Origin of the sequence: Endozoicomonas ascidiicola (assembly GCF_001646945.1) — a bacterium.
GTDB lineage: Bacteria > Pseudomonadota > Gammaproteobacteria > Pseudomonadales > Endozoicomonadaceae > Endozoicomonas > Endozoicomonas ascidiicola.
The window spans coordinates 347,423-363,917 of sequence record NZ_LUTV01000003.1 but is presented as its reverse complement, the minus strand read 5'-3'; the positions used below and the strand labels follow the sequence as shown (position 1 = coordinate 363,917).

General features: G+C 48.0%; 12 protein-coding genes and 1 pseudogene. 10 read left to right on the top strand and 3 right to left on the bottom strand.

The window, feature by feature from the left end; translation table 11 throughout:
• Nucleotides 1–3 precede the first annotated feature (3 nt).
• The 5 genes and pseudogenes from AKL11_RS09150 to fhuB all read left to right on the top strand — a co-directional run bounded on the left by AKL11_RS09150 (nt 4) and on the right by fhuB (nt 6,643).
• On the top strand, nt 4–2,154 hold the full coding sequence (locus AKL11_RS09150; protein WP_067516637.1) for a TonB-dependent siderophore receptor: 2,151 nt from the start codon (nt 4–6) through the stop codon (nt 2,152–2,154).
• Nucleotides 2,144–2,935, top strand: a complete 792-nt coding sequence (locus AKL11_RS09145) for a siderophore ferric iron reductase (RefSeq protein ID WP_067516635.1) — start codon at nt 2,144–2,146, stop codon at nt 2,933–2,935. Before AKL11_RS09150 ends, AKL11_RS09145 begins: the two co-directional genes overlap by 11 nt.
• A complete protein-coding gene (locus tag AKL11_RS09140; protein ID WP_067516633.1) occupies nt 2,919–3,680 on the top strand; it encodes an ABC transporter ATP-binding protein in 762 nt (253 codons plus the stop codon). Before AKL11_RS09145 ends, AKL11_RS09140 begins: the two co-directional genes overlap by 17 nt.
• A 138-nt stretch (nt 3,681–3,818) precedes the next feature.
• Nucleotides 3,819–4,604: an iron-siderophore ABC transporter substrate-binding protein gene (locus AKL11_RS09135; protein WP_095210280.1), complete on the top strand. Its 786-nt coding sequence runs from the start codon at nt 3,819–3,821 to the stop codon at nt 4,602–4,604.
• Nucleotides 4,604–6,643 (top strand): annotated as a pseudogene (gene fhuB, locus AKL11_RS09130) (Fe(3+)-hydroxamate ABC transporter permease FhuB). The gene AKL11_RS09135 and the pseudogene fhuB overlap by 1 nt, the downstream one beginning before the upstream one ends.
• Nucleotides 6,644–6,707: 64 nt before the next feature.
• Here the strand turns inward: fhuB and focA are convergent.
• The gene (gene focA / locus AKL11_RS09125) at nt 6,708–7,562 is read right to left on the bottom strand and encodes a formate transporter FocA (RefSeq protein WP_067516631.1); all 855 of its coding nucleotides are present in this window, start codon (nt 7,560–7,562) and stop codon (nt 6,708–6,710) included.
• Nucleotides 7,563–7,837: 275 nt separating this feature from the next.
• On the opposite strand from focA, the gene AKL11_RS09120 reads away from it, so the two are divergent.
• On the top strand, nt 7,838–8,332 hold the full coding sequence (locus AKL11_RS09120; protein WP_157673481.1) for a hypothetical protein: 495 nt from the start codon (nt 7,838–7,840) through the stop codon (nt 8,330–8,332).
• Here AKL11_RS09120 and AKL11_RS09115 read toward each other — a convergent pair whose 3' ends face one another.
• Together AKL11_RS09115 and AKL11_RS09110 are read right to left on the bottom strand one after the other, a co-directional pair.
• Nucleotides 8,333–9,796 (bottom strand): S41 family peptidase, encoded by a 1,464-nt coding sequence (locus tag AKL11_RS09115; RefSeq protein WP_067516627.1) that lies wholly within the window; start codon nt 9,794–9,796, stop codon nt 8,333–8,335.
• Nucleotides 9,797–9,924: 128 nt separating this feature from the next.
• Nucleotides 9,925–11,025, bottom strand: a complete 1,101-nt coding sequence (locus AKL11_RS09110; protein WP_067516625.1) for a murein hydrolase activator EnvC family protein — start codon at nt 11,023–11,025, stop codon at nt 9,925–9,927.
• 216 nt (nt 11,026–11,241) lie between these two features.
• Between AKL11_RS09110 and AKL11_RS09105 the strand changes: the two genes are divergently transcribed.
• The 4 genes from AKL11_RS09105 (at nt 11,242) to pgi (ending at nt 16,200) form a co-directional block, all read left to right on the top strand.
• On the top strand, nt 11,242–12,216 hold the full coding sequence (locus tag AKL11_RS09105; RefSeq protein WP_067516624.1) for a ribonuclease Z: 975 nt from the start codon (nt 11,242–11,244) through the stop codon (nt 12,214–12,216).
• Nucleotides 12,217–12,395: 179 nt separating this feature from the next.
• Nucleotides 12,396–13,016 carry a BamJ family beta-barrel-assembly machinery protein gene (gene bamJ / locus AKL11_RS09100; RefSeq protein WP_067516622.1) on the top strand — a complete coding sequence of 207 codons (621 nt, stop codon included), beginning with the start codon at nt 12,396–12,398 and terminating at the stop codon, nt 13,014–13,016.
• Between the two features lie 193 nt (nt 13,017–13,209).
• Complete coding sequence (locus tag AKL11_RS09095; RefSeq protein WP_067516620.1) at nt 13,210–14,355, top strand: glycerate kinase family protein; 1,146 nt, start codon at nt 13,210–13,212, stop codon at nt 14,353–14,355.
• 192 nt (nt 14,356–14,547) lie between these two features.
• Entirely contained in the window at nt 14,548–16,200 is a 1,653-nt protein-coding gene (gene pgi / locus AKL11_RS09090) for a glucose-6-phosphate isomerase (RefSeq protein WP_067516618.1), read from the top strand.
• The last annotated feature ends 295 nt before the right edge of the window (nt 16,201–16,495 follow it).

Below are 16,495 nucleotides of genomic sequence, written 5' to 3'. Positions count from 1 at the left end.
TTCATGAAATATCCTTTCCCTGCCCAGTACCGCGTTATTGCTCTTGCGATGGCAGCGATGCATAGCGGGCTGCCGATGGCAGACACCGAGACGACACCAGACGGCATTACACAGTTAGAAAAAGTGGTGGTGACGGCGTCTACCTATCGCAATACCGCATCCAAAACTGCACTCCCTCCAGAAAAAACACCTCAGGGCATCTCAACGGTGACCGAGGAACAATTTAAAAACAAAGGAGCCGCCAGTGTCAGCCAGGCTCTTCGCTATACACCAGGCGTTAATACCGAGCTGCGTGGCGGTGGTGCCACCCGGATGGATCAATACACTATTCGTGGATTCACCAATTTCCAGAATTTTTATGATGGCCTGCAAATTCATTACAACAACTCATTCATCCAGCCGCAGATTGATCCTGCAGCCATAGCACAAATAGAAGTTTTCAAAGGACCTACTTCGGTACTTTATGGCGGCATGCCACCGGGTGGTATGGTGAACATAATCGCAAGACAACCGTCGTCCAACAACTACGACAGCATTGAACTGGCCACAGGCAGTCATAACCGTAAGGAAGCAACCTTCCAATCCACCGGTGCTATTGCTGGTAATGATGAGCTGTCTTATACCTTCACCTCTTTGGCTCGTGAAAAAGACAGCCAGATCGATTCCATAAAAGATGAGCGCTATATGGTGGCAGGCGGTGTAGATTGGCAAATCAGTGATCGCACCCTGCTTAACATGAACCTGTATCATCAAAAAGACCCAGAAGCTGGCGTATTTACTGGGGTACCCGCAACAGGTTCTGTACTGCCAAGCGCACATGGATCTTTTGACCGTGATACGTTTATGGGTGATAAGAACTGGAACGATTATGACCGTGACGTCACGCTTCTGGGTTATAAACTCAGCCATACGTTTAACGACAACTGGTCTTTTCTTCAAAATACCCGTTTCATGGATGCCAAGGCTCTTCAGAAACTGATTTATGAAAACCCACAGGCGCCTATCAATCCAGATGGTAGAACCATCTACCGGGTTGCACAGCTGAACGACGAAAAACTACAGTCGTTCACTATTGATAATCAATTGTCCGGGATGATAAACACAGGGTCATTGACTCACAATGTATTGGCCGGGTTTGATTATCAACGTTTGAAAACATATGTGTATAACTCTATTGGCCTCGTTAGCTCTATCGATTTGTTGAATCCAGATAATGATCAAGTCGATCCAAACACACCGCTGATTTACAACCCTTATCAAAAATACGACTTAACGCTGTACCAAAACGGCATCTACCTGCAGGATCAAATTTTGGTTGATCAGTGGGTGATGCTCGCAGGCTTGAGATACGACAACATTCGCAGTGATCAAACCGGGATAACCGAGGTTGTTAAACCACTGTCGAACAAAGTGCGTCAAAACAATCTGTCCGGTCGATTAGGCGTCCTTTATACCATGTCCAACGGTCTCTCACCGTTCGCCAGTTACGCGGAAGGCTTTGAAGCGGTACCGGGCAGTGATCGCAGAGGCAAAGCGTACGAGCCTTCTACCAGCAAGCAATGGGAAGCAGGCATTAAATATGCCCCTGAAACAAGCGACACAGTACTGACATTGTCAACCTTTAGAATCACCAAAGATAATGTGTTGACCAAAGATCCTTCGGGCGGAACCTACGACCAGATTCAAGCAGGTCAGATACAATCCAAAGGCTTCGAGATCGAAGCGACAAGCCAGGTCAACCATCAGTTATTGCTCGATGCCAGCGTGACATTTCAAGATGTGGAATTCACCAAAGACAATGCAGGCCTGACTGGCAAGACGCCATCCTGGGTGCCCGAGAAAAAAGCCACACTTTGGTTGAGCTACTTTGGTGACTCTGGTTTGCTGCGCGGCACTGAAATCGGTGGTGGTGTCCGTTACATTGGTGAAGCCGTTTTAGATGTTGCCACTGCAGATAAAGTCCCGTCTTACAGCCTGGTTGATATGTCGATCAATTCCGATTTGGGTGAGTATTCCCCCGGGCTGGAAGGCACATCACTTAACCTCAGTGTGACCAACCTGTTTAACAAGCGTTATTACAGCTGTTACGACCAGCGCACCTGTTTTATAGGCGCAGAAAGAACGGTAAAAACCTCGGTCAACTATGAGTTCTGAGCAATTCAGTTCTGACCAGTTACAGGAAACCTCAGAGGGCGCATGTCGCACCTCTGAGGTTTATTCGCGACTCTTTGCCGCGGGAAGTGCCCTTAGCCCTCTGCTCTATGGCAGTAAGGGTAACCCTGCGGATGAGCAAATTAGTTATACGACTAAAGATGTTCAAACCGTTAAAGGACTCTACGACAGATTAAAAAACAGTTTTCCTGAGGCGGGTCGTGGTTATTGGGCAGTTCGCAGCTGGGATTTGTTAATCTGGCAACCCGTCATGCTCAGCATCATCGCTGTATACAGCATGGAAGCGATTCCACCACTCAGGCTACTCGGGCAAAGCAGCCATAACGGCATGGTAGCCGGTTATACATTACCGGAAGGCACCTGTTTTACAGGGGAAACCGAACTACTCATCCAAAAAGCTGGTCACGAACTGGCTGATCTCTCGGCATTACTGCTTTCACAGCTTCAACAAGTGTGTTCCTTCAAACCAGTACTTGCGCAGCGCCTGTTGTCAGACCAACTTTTGGCCTCTCTTATCCGTATTCCCTTTTTATACGGCAAAGGCATTACGTTGCCGATTCTAGAAAGCCATGCACCTTTGTGGCTGCAATCAACAGGATTAACCAGCAGGCCACTCCAGTTAACAGACAGTTTTGAATTAAAACGCACAGGTTGTTGCCTGCACTATCTGAGACAGGATGCCGATGTGTGCAGCAACTACCCTAAAAAAGCGCGTCTGCAAAAGTTACAACAAAAAAAGGCCGAACATGTTTGCACTGAATGATATTTCCGTCTCTCACCAGAACCGGCCGGTTCTGGATATTCACGATCTTGCCATTGATAGTCGTCAGTTTACGTTGATTCTTGGTCACAACGGTTCTGGTAAATCCACACTGCTGAACATTCTGTCCCGACAGCAAAAGCCAGATACCGGTTCTGTATCTCTTAATAACAAAGCACTCGCCAAATACCGTGAAAAGGCATTGGCAAGAGAGCTAGCCTATTTACCCCAGCATATTCCTGAGGCTCCGGGGCTGACAGTAAGAGAACTTGTGCGTCTCGGTCGTTTTCCATGGCGGGGTGCACTAGGAAGGTTCACCCCTGCTGATAATGAGGCCATTGATCGAGCCATCGACCAAACCGATATTCGTAACATGGAACATCAGCTGGTGGACCAACTCTCCGGCGGTGAACGTCAGAGAGCATGGATTGCCATGCTATTAGCCCAGGATTCCCCGATCCTAATGCTTGATGAACCCGTTTCAGCTTTGGATATTTCACACCAATACGAATTGATGACGCTGTTAAAAAAACTTCACGACGAACAAAATCGTGGCGTGGTTGTAGTGCTACATGATCTTAACCTTGCACTTCAATTCGCAGAACAGATCATAGCGTTAAAGCACGGCCAGGTTGTTTATCACGATTCGGTGGATGACTTTTCAAGTTCAGTGCGGCTTTCCAGTCTGTTCAATCGCACTATTGAGGTGATTGAACACCATGAGAAAAAGGTCGCTGTCGTATGTTAAAGAAATTTTTACACTACTCAGTGTCAATGACTGCCCTTCTTTGGGTCTCACTGTCGACAGCAGAGGTCACTATTAAAGATGATCGGGGCGTGCACACATTTCCAGACGTACCCACCCGGGTTATCACCCTGATGGGATATGACCGAACAATTGCTGGAGCTGGGAGTAACTCCCATCGCCATGAGCGATAAAACCGGTTATACCGATTGGGTGGGTCAACCCGCTCTTCCTGATTCTGTAGAAGATTTAGGCACCAGGGCAGAACCTAACCTTGAAAAAATGGCCAACCTGAAACCAGACCTCCTTCTGGTCAGTAACGTGGATGAACCCATTATTCAACGGTTGGAAGCCATCGCGCCGGTCGTCACCTTTAAAACCTTCAGCAAAAGTCATAATAATGCCGAACGATCGATAGAAATATTCCGCCGTTTATCGGTGCTTTTTCAACAACAGTCGGTTGCTGAAGTAAAGTTGGCCAGTATGCAACAGAACTTTCATCACTTGAAAGAGCAGTTGCTAGTGGCTTATCAGGATGAACTACCGCAAGTGACCACTGTTCGTTTTGCCAATCCATCGTCAGTCTATATATACGGTGATAACTCAATGAGCCAGTATGCACTTGAGCAACTGGGCATCACGAATGCATTGCCGCAGCCCACATCCAAATGGGGGTTGGTGCAAAAACGGACACTTCTGTTAAGCAAAATACATGACGGTGCAGTTCTTTACTTTGAACCTTTTCCACAGTCGTCCAGGCTCAATCAATCACGCCTCTGGCAAGCCATGCCTTTCGTCAGAAAAGGAAATACAAACGCCATTGCCTCTACCTGGACCTACGGAGGAGCCATGTCACTCAACTATCTGGCCGAAGCAATGACAGCGAGCTTGCTGGCCATCGCCCCCGAAAACAGGAGGGCAGATTAATGCTGGCTCAAAGTAATATGACTGAAATCGCCGACACCGAAGCTGCATCTGGCGGTAATCCTGTGATCAGGGTTCTGGAAAAGCCCTACATCCGCTATCAATTATCATTGGTCATACTCCTGCTTCTGGGTTTTTTCTATGTGCAGTACGACAACAACCTGCCACTTACTCGTCAGTGGTCGTTGATTAATTCTGCTATCCCTGCCCCATTTCCTGAATTTGTTTTTCTGTTTGCCACCCTACCCAGATTAGCGATGGCATTAATGGTCGGGGCGGTTCTGGGTTTAGCAGGTAGCGTGTTACAACAGTTGACCCGTAACCCCTTGTTATCGCCTTTAACGCTGGGTACCTCTTTAGGTGCCTGGCTGGCGTTAATACTGATCACAGTGCTTGCCCCCGGGGTTGATCCCGATATCACCTCTCTGGTGGTAATGGCGGGGGCGTTATTATCCGTGGGGCTTGTGCTGGCTATTGCCGGTATTCGTCAACTGTCTGGCATGCCCATTGTTCTGGCAGGTATGGCGTTTAATATATTTTTGGGGGCGTAAACAACCGCCGTTATTCTTTTGAAAGATCAGTACGCCAAGCAATTGTTTATCTGGGGCGCAGGTGATCTGGCACAACATGACTGGATCTGGATGGAATGGCTGGCACCAAAACTGCTGATAGCCATCCCTATACTTCTATTAGCGCCCAGAGTCCTGCAGTTGCTTCGAATTGGTCAGCAGGCAGCACAAGGCCGTGGATTGGCTACAGGTCCTGTTTTGGCATTAATGCTCTTGATCACATTATGGATGGTGTCTGCATCCATTACCGCGGTGGGTGTGATCAGTTTTATCGGTTTGATTGCACCCAACCTTGCCCGCTATTTAGGTGCAAGAACCGCTCGGGATCAGCTTTGGTTTTCAACCCTTTTGGGATCATTACTGCTGCTAACTGCCGATTTCCTGGCAAGAGCATTAAGCGTCTTCACTATTGACCTGATTCCAACCGGTACCGCAGCGGCATTGTGCGGTGCACCGGTGCTTATTCTTATGGCACTAAGAAAACTAAAAGCAGAAGACCGCATGACCACAAGACCGATTCATCACAAGCGGATGATGCAAAGGCACTGGTGGTTTCTCTTCTTTTCCTGTGGAGCCTGCATCAGCGCCGCCTTGTTTTTAAATCAAGGTCCCTTTGGGTGGCAATGGCAGTTGCCCAGTGAATTTGCCTTTCACCTCAGAATGCCACGAATTATTGCTGCACTGGCAGCCGGTATCGCTATGGCAGTGGCAGGTACACTCTTGCAGAGGTTGATTTACAACCCATTAGCAAGCCCCGACCTGCTGGGAGTGTCTGCTGGTGCCAGTGGTGCTTTGGTTATTTACAGCCTGGTGTTTGGTGAACCCATTACATCCGCCAGCCCATTGGTTGCACTTGCGGGTAGCGGTTGTATGTTAATCCTTCTTCTGACACTTGCACGACGACAGCAGTTTTCCCCTGCTGCCATTATTCTTCTTGGGGTTTCACTAACCGCTCTGGTTGAAGCATTGATTCAATTTGCCCTGGCCAATGGTAAGGAAGACGTCTATCAAATTCTTGGCTGGCTGGCGGGCTCTACCTACCGAATTCAGGCTTTTGAAGCATCGCTACTTGTTGCCTTGTCAAGTGTTATTTTACTGCTCGCACTCAGCAGTCATCGCTGGTTAACACTGTTAAGCATTAGCCACTCGATGGCCCAGGGAAGAGGGCTCAATGTTCAAAAAAGTTACTGGTATCTATTGGGGCTGGTAGCATTAGCCTGCTCTGTAGTCACCGCACTTCTGGGGCCCATTGCCTTTATCGGATTGTTAGCGCCGCACCTTGCCCGATTGATAGGCGCGCAAACAGCCGTTACACAATTACTGGTCGCCTCATTAATCGGCTCAAGTCTTCTATTAACCGCGGACTGGCTTGGACGGAACCTGGTATACCCGGGGCAAATCGCAGCTGGTACTCTGGCAGCGGCGCTTGGAGGAGCCTACTTTATTATTTTATTAATTCGAATTCGTCGATAGCTCATAGAGAACGCAATAAAAAAGCGGCTCACTGGCCGCTTTTTTTCTTTCACTTTTTGTTAAATCAGCCTTTCACGCGCAAATAAACAAACCACTTGCTCAATCCAACCATCACACCACCACCCAAGATGTTACCGATGGTGACCGGAATCAGGTTCATCACAATATTTTGCAGAGTGATCATATCAAAATCGGCGGCACTGTAACCAATGGCCTGCCAAAACTCAGGACCCGCAACAGCTTTGGTCAAATAAGCGACAGGTAACAGATACATGTTCGCCACGGAGTGCTCAAAACCAGCGACAACAAATGCAGCAACTGGAAGAACGCAAGCCATCATTTTGCCAGCAGCGGTACGGGCACTTAACGTCATCCAGTAGCAAAGACAAACCAGCAAGTTACAAAGCAGGCCCAGAACAATATCCTGAACAAATGGATGGCCCAGCTTCGCCTTGGCAATATACAGAGAAGATAAACCTACCTGACCATGGCCGCCTTCCCAAATACCGCCATAGACAATCAGTGTTGCAAAAATAATGGAGCCAATGAAGTTACCCAGATAAACCAGACTCCAGTTTTTAGCGATGTTACCCAGCTTTAACTTGCCAGTCGCTTTACCCATTAACAACAGCGTGCTGCTGGTAAATAATTCACCACCACAAAGCACAACCAGCATAAGGCCAACACTGAAAACAATACCGCCCACCAGTTTGGTCAGACCATAAGGCGTTCCTTGAGCACCCGCCATGGTGATGGTGTAGAACATAGCACCGATAGCAACAAAGATACCTGCCATGACGGCCAGAATCAGTGTGATTTCAGGGTGTTTTTTAGCTTTACCAAGAACAACCTGTTCTGCCAGTTTTGCCATTTCGGCTGGAGGTACTGCACCATAGTTGGGCATATTTTCAATCTGCATCCGATTAATCCATCGCCAGTAAAAAATGGCGCCAAGTCTATCAGTGTGCGGTGTTGCTTATCAGAGTGGTTAGTTCAGAAGGTTTTGCGCCAAGTACGTAGTCGGTGTTGTGAAATGAGTCGGAATTCATTCTAAAACCCTGTAAAGAATAGTTGCTAATTGACATAAATGGGGAGAATATAAAGTTACTCACTTAAGAAATGTGCTGTTCAAATTAGCTGTCATTTACCCTATCGCCTCACGGACTGAGGTTAAGATTATAGGAGAATGGAGTCATGAATAGTCGTATGCTGTTTTTTGTTTTTGGAACATCGCTGATCTCCACGGTTCAGGCAAACGACCATGTAGACCTAGTTAACACAGTTGAAAAACAAACTTTCTCAGAAGTACCTCCGAACCCATCTTCCATAGCATTAAGCAGTGCGCCATTTACTCCAGCAGATGACAGTAAAGGTCTGCGCATTGATTACCAGCCATTTGATAACAACTTCAGTATGTCTGCTGGCAGTTACCAAAGCACATCCCGTGATGTTATCGCCCAACGTTACAATAATAAAACCTGGCTGGGTGTTGGCTGGAAGAAGATGGTGGATCAGGCAAGGCTTGGAGTGCGTATTGATATTGGTGCCGTGTATAAAAAAAACGAGGGCCGCAATATTGCAGCCCCCAGTACCAACAGTTTTAAATCAATATCCAGCAACAACGTTGATGAAACCGAAGCCACTCGTTGGCAACCCGTAGTGAACTTCGGCGTATCGTATCGTTTCTGATTACTTCGTCGTTTCCATCGCCACTTCTTCATGAACGGGCTTACCGATGGTGATTGCATTAATGTGCATGCCCTTCAGAACATTCAACGCCTGGTTAAGCTGGTAATCCTTAGACAACAACTCGGCGAGCTCTTTTTCTTCCTTAGCTGTGCGGTTGTTTTCTTTGGAAGTTTCTTCCTTATTGCCATTGCCTAAGTGCCGTTGAAGATCTGCTTCTTTGTATTGCTCACCACCATCATTTAGCAGAGTCACTTTAGCGCGCTCAACGACGATGTCCGGCTTAATCCCTTCTGCCTGAATCGAACGGCCATTCGGTGTGTAATACAAGGCAGTGGTCAACTTAAGGCCTCTTTGTGCATCCACACTCAGTGGCAACACAGTTTGCACCGACCCCTTGCCAAAGGATTCCGTACCCATCAATACGGCACGATTATGATCCTGCAATGCTCCCGCTACTATTTCTGATGCAGAAGCAGAACCTCCGTTAATCAACACAACCAATGGCACACCTTTTGATGGGTCTTCAGCGGTCGCATTGAATCTCAACTCCGAATTTGCAATTCGCCCTTCGGTATACACAATTAATCCGTCACTGATAAATGCATCCGTCACGCCAACTGCCGCCTGAAGCACGCCGCCCGGGTTGTTACGAAGATCCAGAACCAAGCCATTCAAGTGTTCGTTTTCTTCTTTTTTTATCAGCTCTTCCAGCGTTTCCACCAGCTCTTTACCAGTGTCTGCCTGAAATTGGCTGATGCGGATATAACCGTATCCTGGCTCCAGGTTTTTCGCCCTGACGCTTTGCACTTTAATCACTGCACGTTCCAGAGTGATTTCCAGTGGCTTATCTTCTCCTTCACGAACAATCGTCAGTTTAATTTCTGTACCGGCTTTACCACGCATTTTCTCAACAGAGTCTCTAAGAGAAAGACCTTTAACCGACGTTTCATCCAGTTTAATAATCAGATCACCTGCCATCACTCCAGCTTTGGATGCCGGGGTATCATCAATCGGGCTGACGACTTTGATAAAGCCATCTTCAACACCTACTTCAATACCAAGGCCACCAAATTCGCCAGACGTGTTTTCTTCCAGTTCCTGAAAATCATCCGGGGATAAATAAGCAGAGTGTGGGTCAAGACCACTGAGCATGCCCTGAATGGCATTTTCCAGCAGAGTTTTGTCATCAACCTCTTCGACATACGCTTTCTTAATGCGTTCCATCACTTCGGTAAAAGCGCGCAGGTCGTCCAGAGGTAGGCGCCCTTTGGGTGTTATCACTGACAGTTCAGACTGCTCAGCCTCTACCTCTGTCACGACTTCACTTTCTGCAGCAGCAGGGGCTGCTTTTAACGATTCTGTTTTCTGGCTGACATCATCAGCCCATCCAGACATCGAAAAACCGGCGACAAGCACCAGGGTCGATAGTCTGAAGTATTGATTAACTTTATAGGTCAGGTTCATGGATGCTCCCGAATGCTCAAAAACCAGTGAAGTATAGGAGCCTGTCAAAGGCTGGAAGGTAAGCCGGAGGATCAGGCGGGCATTACCTACTTATCGGTATCCCCTGATGAAACTCCACTGTTGAAAACTCATTGCTTACCCAGCCAGTTTCTTGGATTTTGTGGCTTGCCATTCTGGCGGACTTCAAAATAAACACCTTCGTCAGGCTGACCGCCACTTTGCCCGCTGATGGCGATGGGTTCGCCCGCCAGCACGGTATCACCTTCCTGTCTAAGAATGGAATCATTGTGGGCGTAGAGAGTTAAGAAGTTATCCCCATGATCAAGAATTACCAGCAACCCATAACTGCTTAGCCAGTCAGAAAAAATGACCCGGCCATCGTGCACCGCATTCACTTCAGTGCCTGTTTTGGCGGCAATAAATGTGCCCTGCCAACGCATACGTGTGTTCGGGTTTTGATCATTGAAGCGGTAAAGTACTTTGCCATCTACCGGCCAGATTAACTTACCTTTTCGAGCGGTAAAGGAAGCACCGCTTCCCGTTTGACGACTGACAATGGTCGCAAGAATTTCATCCAGCTGCGCTCTTTGTTTTTCCAGCCTTTTCAGTTCACTGCCGCCTTTTTGGTAACGACCGGCCAACTCACCCAATAACTTCTTTCGTTGAGCCTGCTGTTTGACCAGTGTCGCTTTTTTCTGATCCAACTGAGTTTTTTCTTTATTTAATTGGGCGACCAACGTCTGTTGACGGGCTTCATTCGATTGCAGTTCTGTAATAATTTTTTCATATTTCTGAATAGACTGAAGCTGCGCCTTCTGAAAATAATCCAGATACACCAGCTGTCTGGATACCTGCTCCGGGTCTTCCTGATTTAGCAGTAATTTAAGGCGGCTGTCCCCAAGACTTTTATAGAGGGACTGCAAACTCTGAGTGACTTGTTGTTTCTGTTGCTCACTCTTTGCCATCAACGCCTGTTGACGGCTTTGCAGCTTTTTTATTTCAGACTGCCCCTCCCGCAGGCGGTTCTGCAAGCTGTTCACATCCTTATTCAACTCATTCACAGCACGGTCATTCTTACGAACCTGATTCTCTGCGGAACTGCGCTCGGCATTCAGAGACTCCAGAAGCTTCTTCGCTTGTTGAATATCGCTTTCAATGGCTTGCAGTTCCGCTTCAGTGACCGCTTTTTCATTGGTTTCATTAGAGATGGCCAACAATGAAAAACTCATCAGTAAGGATAACAGAAGGACTGCGGATATCTTCTCGGCGCTCGTTGTAAAAAGGCGTGTAAAGCTCTTCATGGAGGGATCTTGTAGCTTAAGCAATATTGCCAACAGTATGCCTGCAATTTAGAAAAAATTGAACTCAGAACGGATGAACTCTCTGACAACTGTCGCTTCTTATCTGTTACCCTTTTATTAACGGAAGCAATGCATACTGGATTTATGAAACTGACTTTTCTGGGAACCTCCGCCGGCATGCCCACTACGGAGAGAAATGTCTCTGCTCTGGCACTGGCAATGGATGATGCCAAACAATGGTATCTGGTTGATTGTGGTGAAAGCACCCAGCACCAACTGCTTCGCTGTCGCTACACCCTGAACAATCTCAAAGCCATCTTCATCACTCATATTCACGGTGATCATATGTATGGTTTGCCGGGGTTGATTACCTCGGCATCCATGCAGGGGCGAAAAGCGCCATTGCTGATCTGCGCTCCCGATGGGGTTCAGCAGTTTGTAGAAGCGGCATTAAAATACGCCGATGTGACCAACCTGCCCTTCAACATTGAATTTATTGCCAGCGATCAGCCGGACTTTTTCTATGAAGATGGACAAGTCAGTGTAACGGCCCATGAACTGTCCCATCGTGTTCCCAGCTTTGCCTATCGTTTTGTGGAAAAGACCCGCAGCACACAGCTGAATATTGATCGATTGAATACGCTTGGTGTTCCCAGAAGTGAGTTATGGGGATTATTACAAAAAGGTCAGTCCGTTACGCTGGAAGATGGCCGTAGAATCCAGCCAGAAGATGTCTTACAACCGCCACCAGCAAACCGCATTGCCATCATCTCCGGAGATAATGACAAACCAGAACTGTTGGAAGACGCGCTAAAGGGTTGCCATATTCTGGTGCACGAAGCCACGCTCACCGAAGCAGCCCTGCAGAAAGCCGGCCCCGTCTGGATGCACAGTTCTGCCCAAAGAGTGGCAGAAACTGCCGAACGCGCCGGTGTACCTAATCTGATCCTGACCCATTTCAGCGGACGCTACCAACGCTCCCCTAATGCTGGCGCTAATAGCATCAATGCAATAAAAGAAGAAGCCGAGCGTTTTTATACCGGCAGCCTTGGTCTTGCTCAGGATTTGAGCGAATGGTCAGTGACCCGTAATGGTCAACTGATCGCAGAAAAATCATGATTCCCGTTGCCTTTCAAGTTGCTACTTTGTTGGCTGCCCTCGTTCCCCCCAATCACCTACTAGTAGTAGGCTCATGGGACCCGAGGGTCTAAAGGATTCACTCATTTGCCGCCGCGTAGCAACTTGAAATCCTTTGGGTATATAATCCCCCGCCTAACTCATAAAGAAGTTGATATTCGATGTCTGATACCTACAAAACCATGGAAGAACGTGTGAGCTACGGCATTGGCCGCCAAATGGGCGACCAGCTGGCCTCTAACCCGGTTCCTGGTATTTCCATTGATGCGGTACTGGCCGGCCTGGCGGATTCCCTGAATGGTGTTGAAAGTGCGGTTTCCCATGAAGATCTGCACGTTGCTTTCTCTGAAATGCAACAACGCCTGCAAGCTGAAGAAGCAGAAAGAGCGAAGGTTCTGGCCGCAGAAGGCGAAGCGTTCCTGGCAGAAAATGCCAAGCGTGAAGGCGTTCAGGTTACTGAATCTGGCCTGCAGTTTGAAATCATCACTGAAGGCAGTGGCGAAAAACCAAGCCGTGAAAGCACAGTGCGTACTCACTACCACGGCACACTGATTGACGGCTCTGTATTTGACAGTTCTGTTCAACGTGGCGAGCCAGCAGAATTCCCGGTTGGCGGCGTTATCGCTGGTTGGACCGAAGCGCTGCAGATGATGAACACAGGCTCCAAGTGGAAGCTGTTTGTACCTTATAACCTGGCCTACGGTGAACGTGGTGCCGGTGGTGCCATTGGTCCATACACGACTCTGGTTTTTGAAGTTGAGCTGCTGGATATCGTAGCCTGATTCAATAACCCGGCTCCCACATCTTTCTGCCTTTGCGGCAGGTGTGGGAGTCATTATCTATCTTTTTCTCTCTCGACTCCCTCCACAACGAATACCGATAAAATTTCTGGCCTGTTATTTGATAGCATAAGTGGTATCAAAGTCACCTCGGCTTACAGCATCGTGCCGTTATGAACGAGAGAGTTTATCCACAATGAAAATAATCATTGCACCCGACTCTTTTAAAGAGTGCCTCATCGCCGCTCAGGTAGCCAATGCGATTGAGACAGGTATACGACAAGCTATACCCGATGCCCATTGCGTCAAAGTGCCTGTGGCTGATGGCGGCGAAGGCACGCTGCAATCGTTAGTGGATGCCACTGGCGGGCAGCTGATTGATGCGTTAGTCACTGGCCCGATGGGTGAACCCGTCACAGCGGCCTTCGGTATTCTTGGTGATGGAAAAACCGCGGTTATTGAAATGGCTCGGGCATCTGGCATTGAGCTAGTACCTCCGGAACATCGAAACCCAATGATGTCTACCACCCGCGGTACTGGAGAATTGATACTTCAGGCTCTGAATCATAGTATTGATAAGATAATCGTCGGCATTGGCGGCAGCGCTACCAACGACGGTGGTGCAGGCATGATACAGGCACTGGGCGTTAAGCTGTTAGACGACCAAGGCGTTGAGCTGCCCTGTGGCGGTGCAGCGTTGTCACAATTAGCCACCATTGATATTAGCGCGATAGATGAACGACTGAAGTCCATTAAATTCATTGCCGCCTGCGATGTGGATAACCCACTGACAGGCGAAAATGGCGCACCTGCTGTATTTGGTCCACAGAAAGGCGCCACGCCGGAAATGATTCAGCTGCTGGATCAGGCACTCCACCACTACGCTAACCGAATTAAGCAAGACATTGGCGCTGATGTTGAACATACTGCCGGTGCTGGTGCTGCTGGGGGGATGGGTGCCGCTTTATTGGCCTTTCTTAATGCTGAATTAAAACCGGGCATTGATATCGTTATGGAAGCGGTAGATCTCGCGGCAAAAATGGAAGATGCGGATTTAGTCATTACCGGTGAAGGCAGAATTGATGGTCAAACAGCCCAAGGAAAAACGCCGGTTGGTGTTGCCCGGATGGCTAAAGAATTTAATCTGCCAGTCATTGCTCTCTGTGGTTCTGTTGGCGCCGACGCAGAAGCCGTATACGACTGTGGTATTGATGCGCTGTTCCCCATCGTACACGGAGCCGTTCCCCTAACCGAAGCGCTGGAAAATGGCGAAAATAATCTTATTCGTTCTGCCAGAAACCTTGCATACACTCTGACATTATTCCGCAAAACCAGAACTTAAACGTTCCTTTTTAAAAGTGGAATTGAATTAAATGAATCAATTGAGAGAATCAAATCACAGATAAAAACAATAATGAATAAAAAAAATCAGCTTTATATTATTGAGTACGCTTATCATTTTACTAACCCGTTATCTAAGGTATATTGCTTAATTCATCCAAGCCTTATCATTCCTATCAAGTGAGGCAACACAGTGACTAGCCCTTCTGCTCTGGATCATTTTCCTGTATCCGGAAATCTGACAGCTCTGCAAAAAGAACTGTCTAACACTCATCTTCGTGATCTCTTTGCCAACGACCCTTCCCGGTTTGATCGCTACACTTTGGAAGCTGCTGGCCTGTTTCTGGATTATTCAAAGCATTTAATAAACGACGAAGTAATGGCGTCACTGATTAAACTGGCTGAAGAAGCCGGATTACCAGAAAAACGCACTGCCATGTTCAGCGGCGAGAAAATCAATTACACCGAAAAACGTGCGGTTTTACATACCGCTCTGAGAAACTTTGGTGATGCTCCAATCATGGTAGACGGCGAAGACATCATGCCGATGATTCGCGATACCCGTGCGCGTATGAAAGCCATGACCGAGCAAGTTCATTCCGGAGATTGGCTTGGGCATACCGGCAAACCGGTGAAGCACATTGTGAATATCGGTATCGGTGGCTCCTACCTCGGTTTGAAAACCGCCATCAACGCCATGACGCCTTACCACGTTGCTGGTTTTGAGCACCACTTCGTTGCGAACATCGACCCGAATGAACTGTCCGAAGTTCTACGCAAGGTGGATCCGGAAACCACTTTGTTTATTGTTGCATCTAAGTCCTTTAGTACTTTGGAAACCCTGCAAAATGCTCAGGCAGCCCGTGCCTGGATGATTGAAAAAGGCTGCGCAGAGCAAGACATCCGCAAACATTTTGTGGCCATCTCCACCAACTTGAATGCCATCGATCAGTTCGGCATCGCTCAGGAAAACACGCTGCCTCTTTGGGATTGGGTAGGTGGTCGCTATTCCCTGTGGTCCAGCATTGGTTTACTGACGTCTATGGTCGTGGGTTACGACAACTTTGAGCGTATGCTCAAAGGCGCTGAAGCCATGGATCAACACTTCTGCAATGCACCGTTGGCTGAGAATATGCCAGTCATCACCGCCATGCTGGGTGTGTGGTATCAGAACTTTATGGGTGCCGAGTCTCAGGCCTTTATCTCTTACGATTATTTCCTGCGGGATCTTCCCGGCCACCTGCAACAGGTGGATATGGAAAGTAATGGCAAACGCACCCGTGAAGATGGCAGCACTGTTAACTATCAGACTGGCGCAGTTATCTGGGGCGGAACCGGCACCAATGATCAGCACGCTTATCATCAGCTGCTGCATCAGGGAACTCGCCTGATTCCTGTGGATTTCATCGCACCAGCCACCACTCATAACCCGATTGGCGAGCAGCACCCATGGTTGTTCACCAATGCCCTGGCACAGAGCCAGGCTATGATGCAGGGGAAAACACTGGAAGAAGTTCGTGAAGAACTCAGTGCTACCGGCATGAGTGCAGATGAGATCGAACGACTCGCACCTCACAAGGTCATCCCTGGTAATCGACCAAACAGTATGATCGTGCCTGAGAAAATCACGCCAGAAACCACTGGCGCTCTTATTGCCATGTATGAGCACAAAGTATTTGTTCAGGGCGTGATCTGGCAACTGAACTCATTTGATCAGTGGGGAGTTGAGCTGGGTAAAGTGCTGGGTGATCGTCTGATTGAGAAGATTCGTTCTAAAGATGAAACAACCGATCAGGATTCCTCAACTAACGGGTTGATCAAGCGGTTCAAGCAGTTCAATTCCTAATCTATAAAAGGCCGCCCTGTGAACTATGGGGTGGTCTTGCGTTGAAATATCCTGTAGATAAACTCTGATTTCATCTTAAAACTACGACCTTTTGACTAAGTATTTTCCAATCCCAAAATGAGCCTGAAAAGAGTATAAACCCATGATTTCAGGCCTTTCGCTTAAAGATGCCTTGAAACAGTGATTCTCTGGCAGACTGCAGTTGCTGGGCAGCCTCGTTATCACTCATTGATTCAGCCTTTGACTCCAATGCATGCGGCGGAGTTCCTTTCTTCAAATATTGCGTCCAGTCAGG

Coding starts and splice junctions, on each gene's coding strand:
- AKL11_RS09150 (WP_067516637.1), top strand. CDS start 4: ATGAAATATCCTTTCCCTGCCCAGTACCGCGTTATTGCTCTTGCGATG.
- AKL11_RS09145 (WP_067516635.1), top strand. CDS start 2,144: ATGAGTTCTGAGCAATTCAGTTCTGACCAGTTACAGGAAACCTCAGAG.
- AKL11_RS09140 (WP_067516633.1), top strand. CDS start 2,919: ATGTTTGCACTGAATGATATTTCCGTCTCTCACCAGAACCGGCCGGTT.
- AKL11_RS09135 (WP_095210280.1), top strand. CDS start 3,819: ATGACCGAACAATTGCTGGAGCTGGGAGTAACTCCCATCGCCATGAGC.
- focA (WP_067516631.1), bottom strand. CDS start 7,562: ATGCAGATTGAAAATATGCCCAACTATGGTGCAGTACCTCCAGCCGAA.
- AKL11_RS09120 (WP_157673481.1), top strand. CDS start 7,838: ATGAATAGTCGTATGCTGTTTTTTGTTTTTGGAACATCGCTGATCTCC.
- AKL11_RS09115 (WP_067516627.1), bottom strand. CDS start 9,796: ATGAACCTGACCTATAAAGTTAATCAATACTTCAGACTATCGACCCTG.
- AKL11_RS09110 (WP_067516625.1), bottom strand. CDS start 11,025: ATGAGTTTTTCATTGTTGGCCATCTCTAATGAAACCAATGAAAAAGCG.
- AKL11_RS09105 (WP_067516624.1), top strand. CDS start 11,242: ATGAAACTGACTTTTCTGGGAACCTCCGCCGGCATGCCCACTACGGAG.
- bamJ (WP_067516622.1), top strand. CDS start 12,396: ATGTCTGATACCTACAAAACCATGGAAGAACGTGTGAGCTACGGCATT.
- AKL11_RS09095 (WP_067516620.1), top strand. CDS start 13,210: ATGAAAATAATCATTGCACCCGACTCTTTTAAAGAGTGCCTCATCGCC.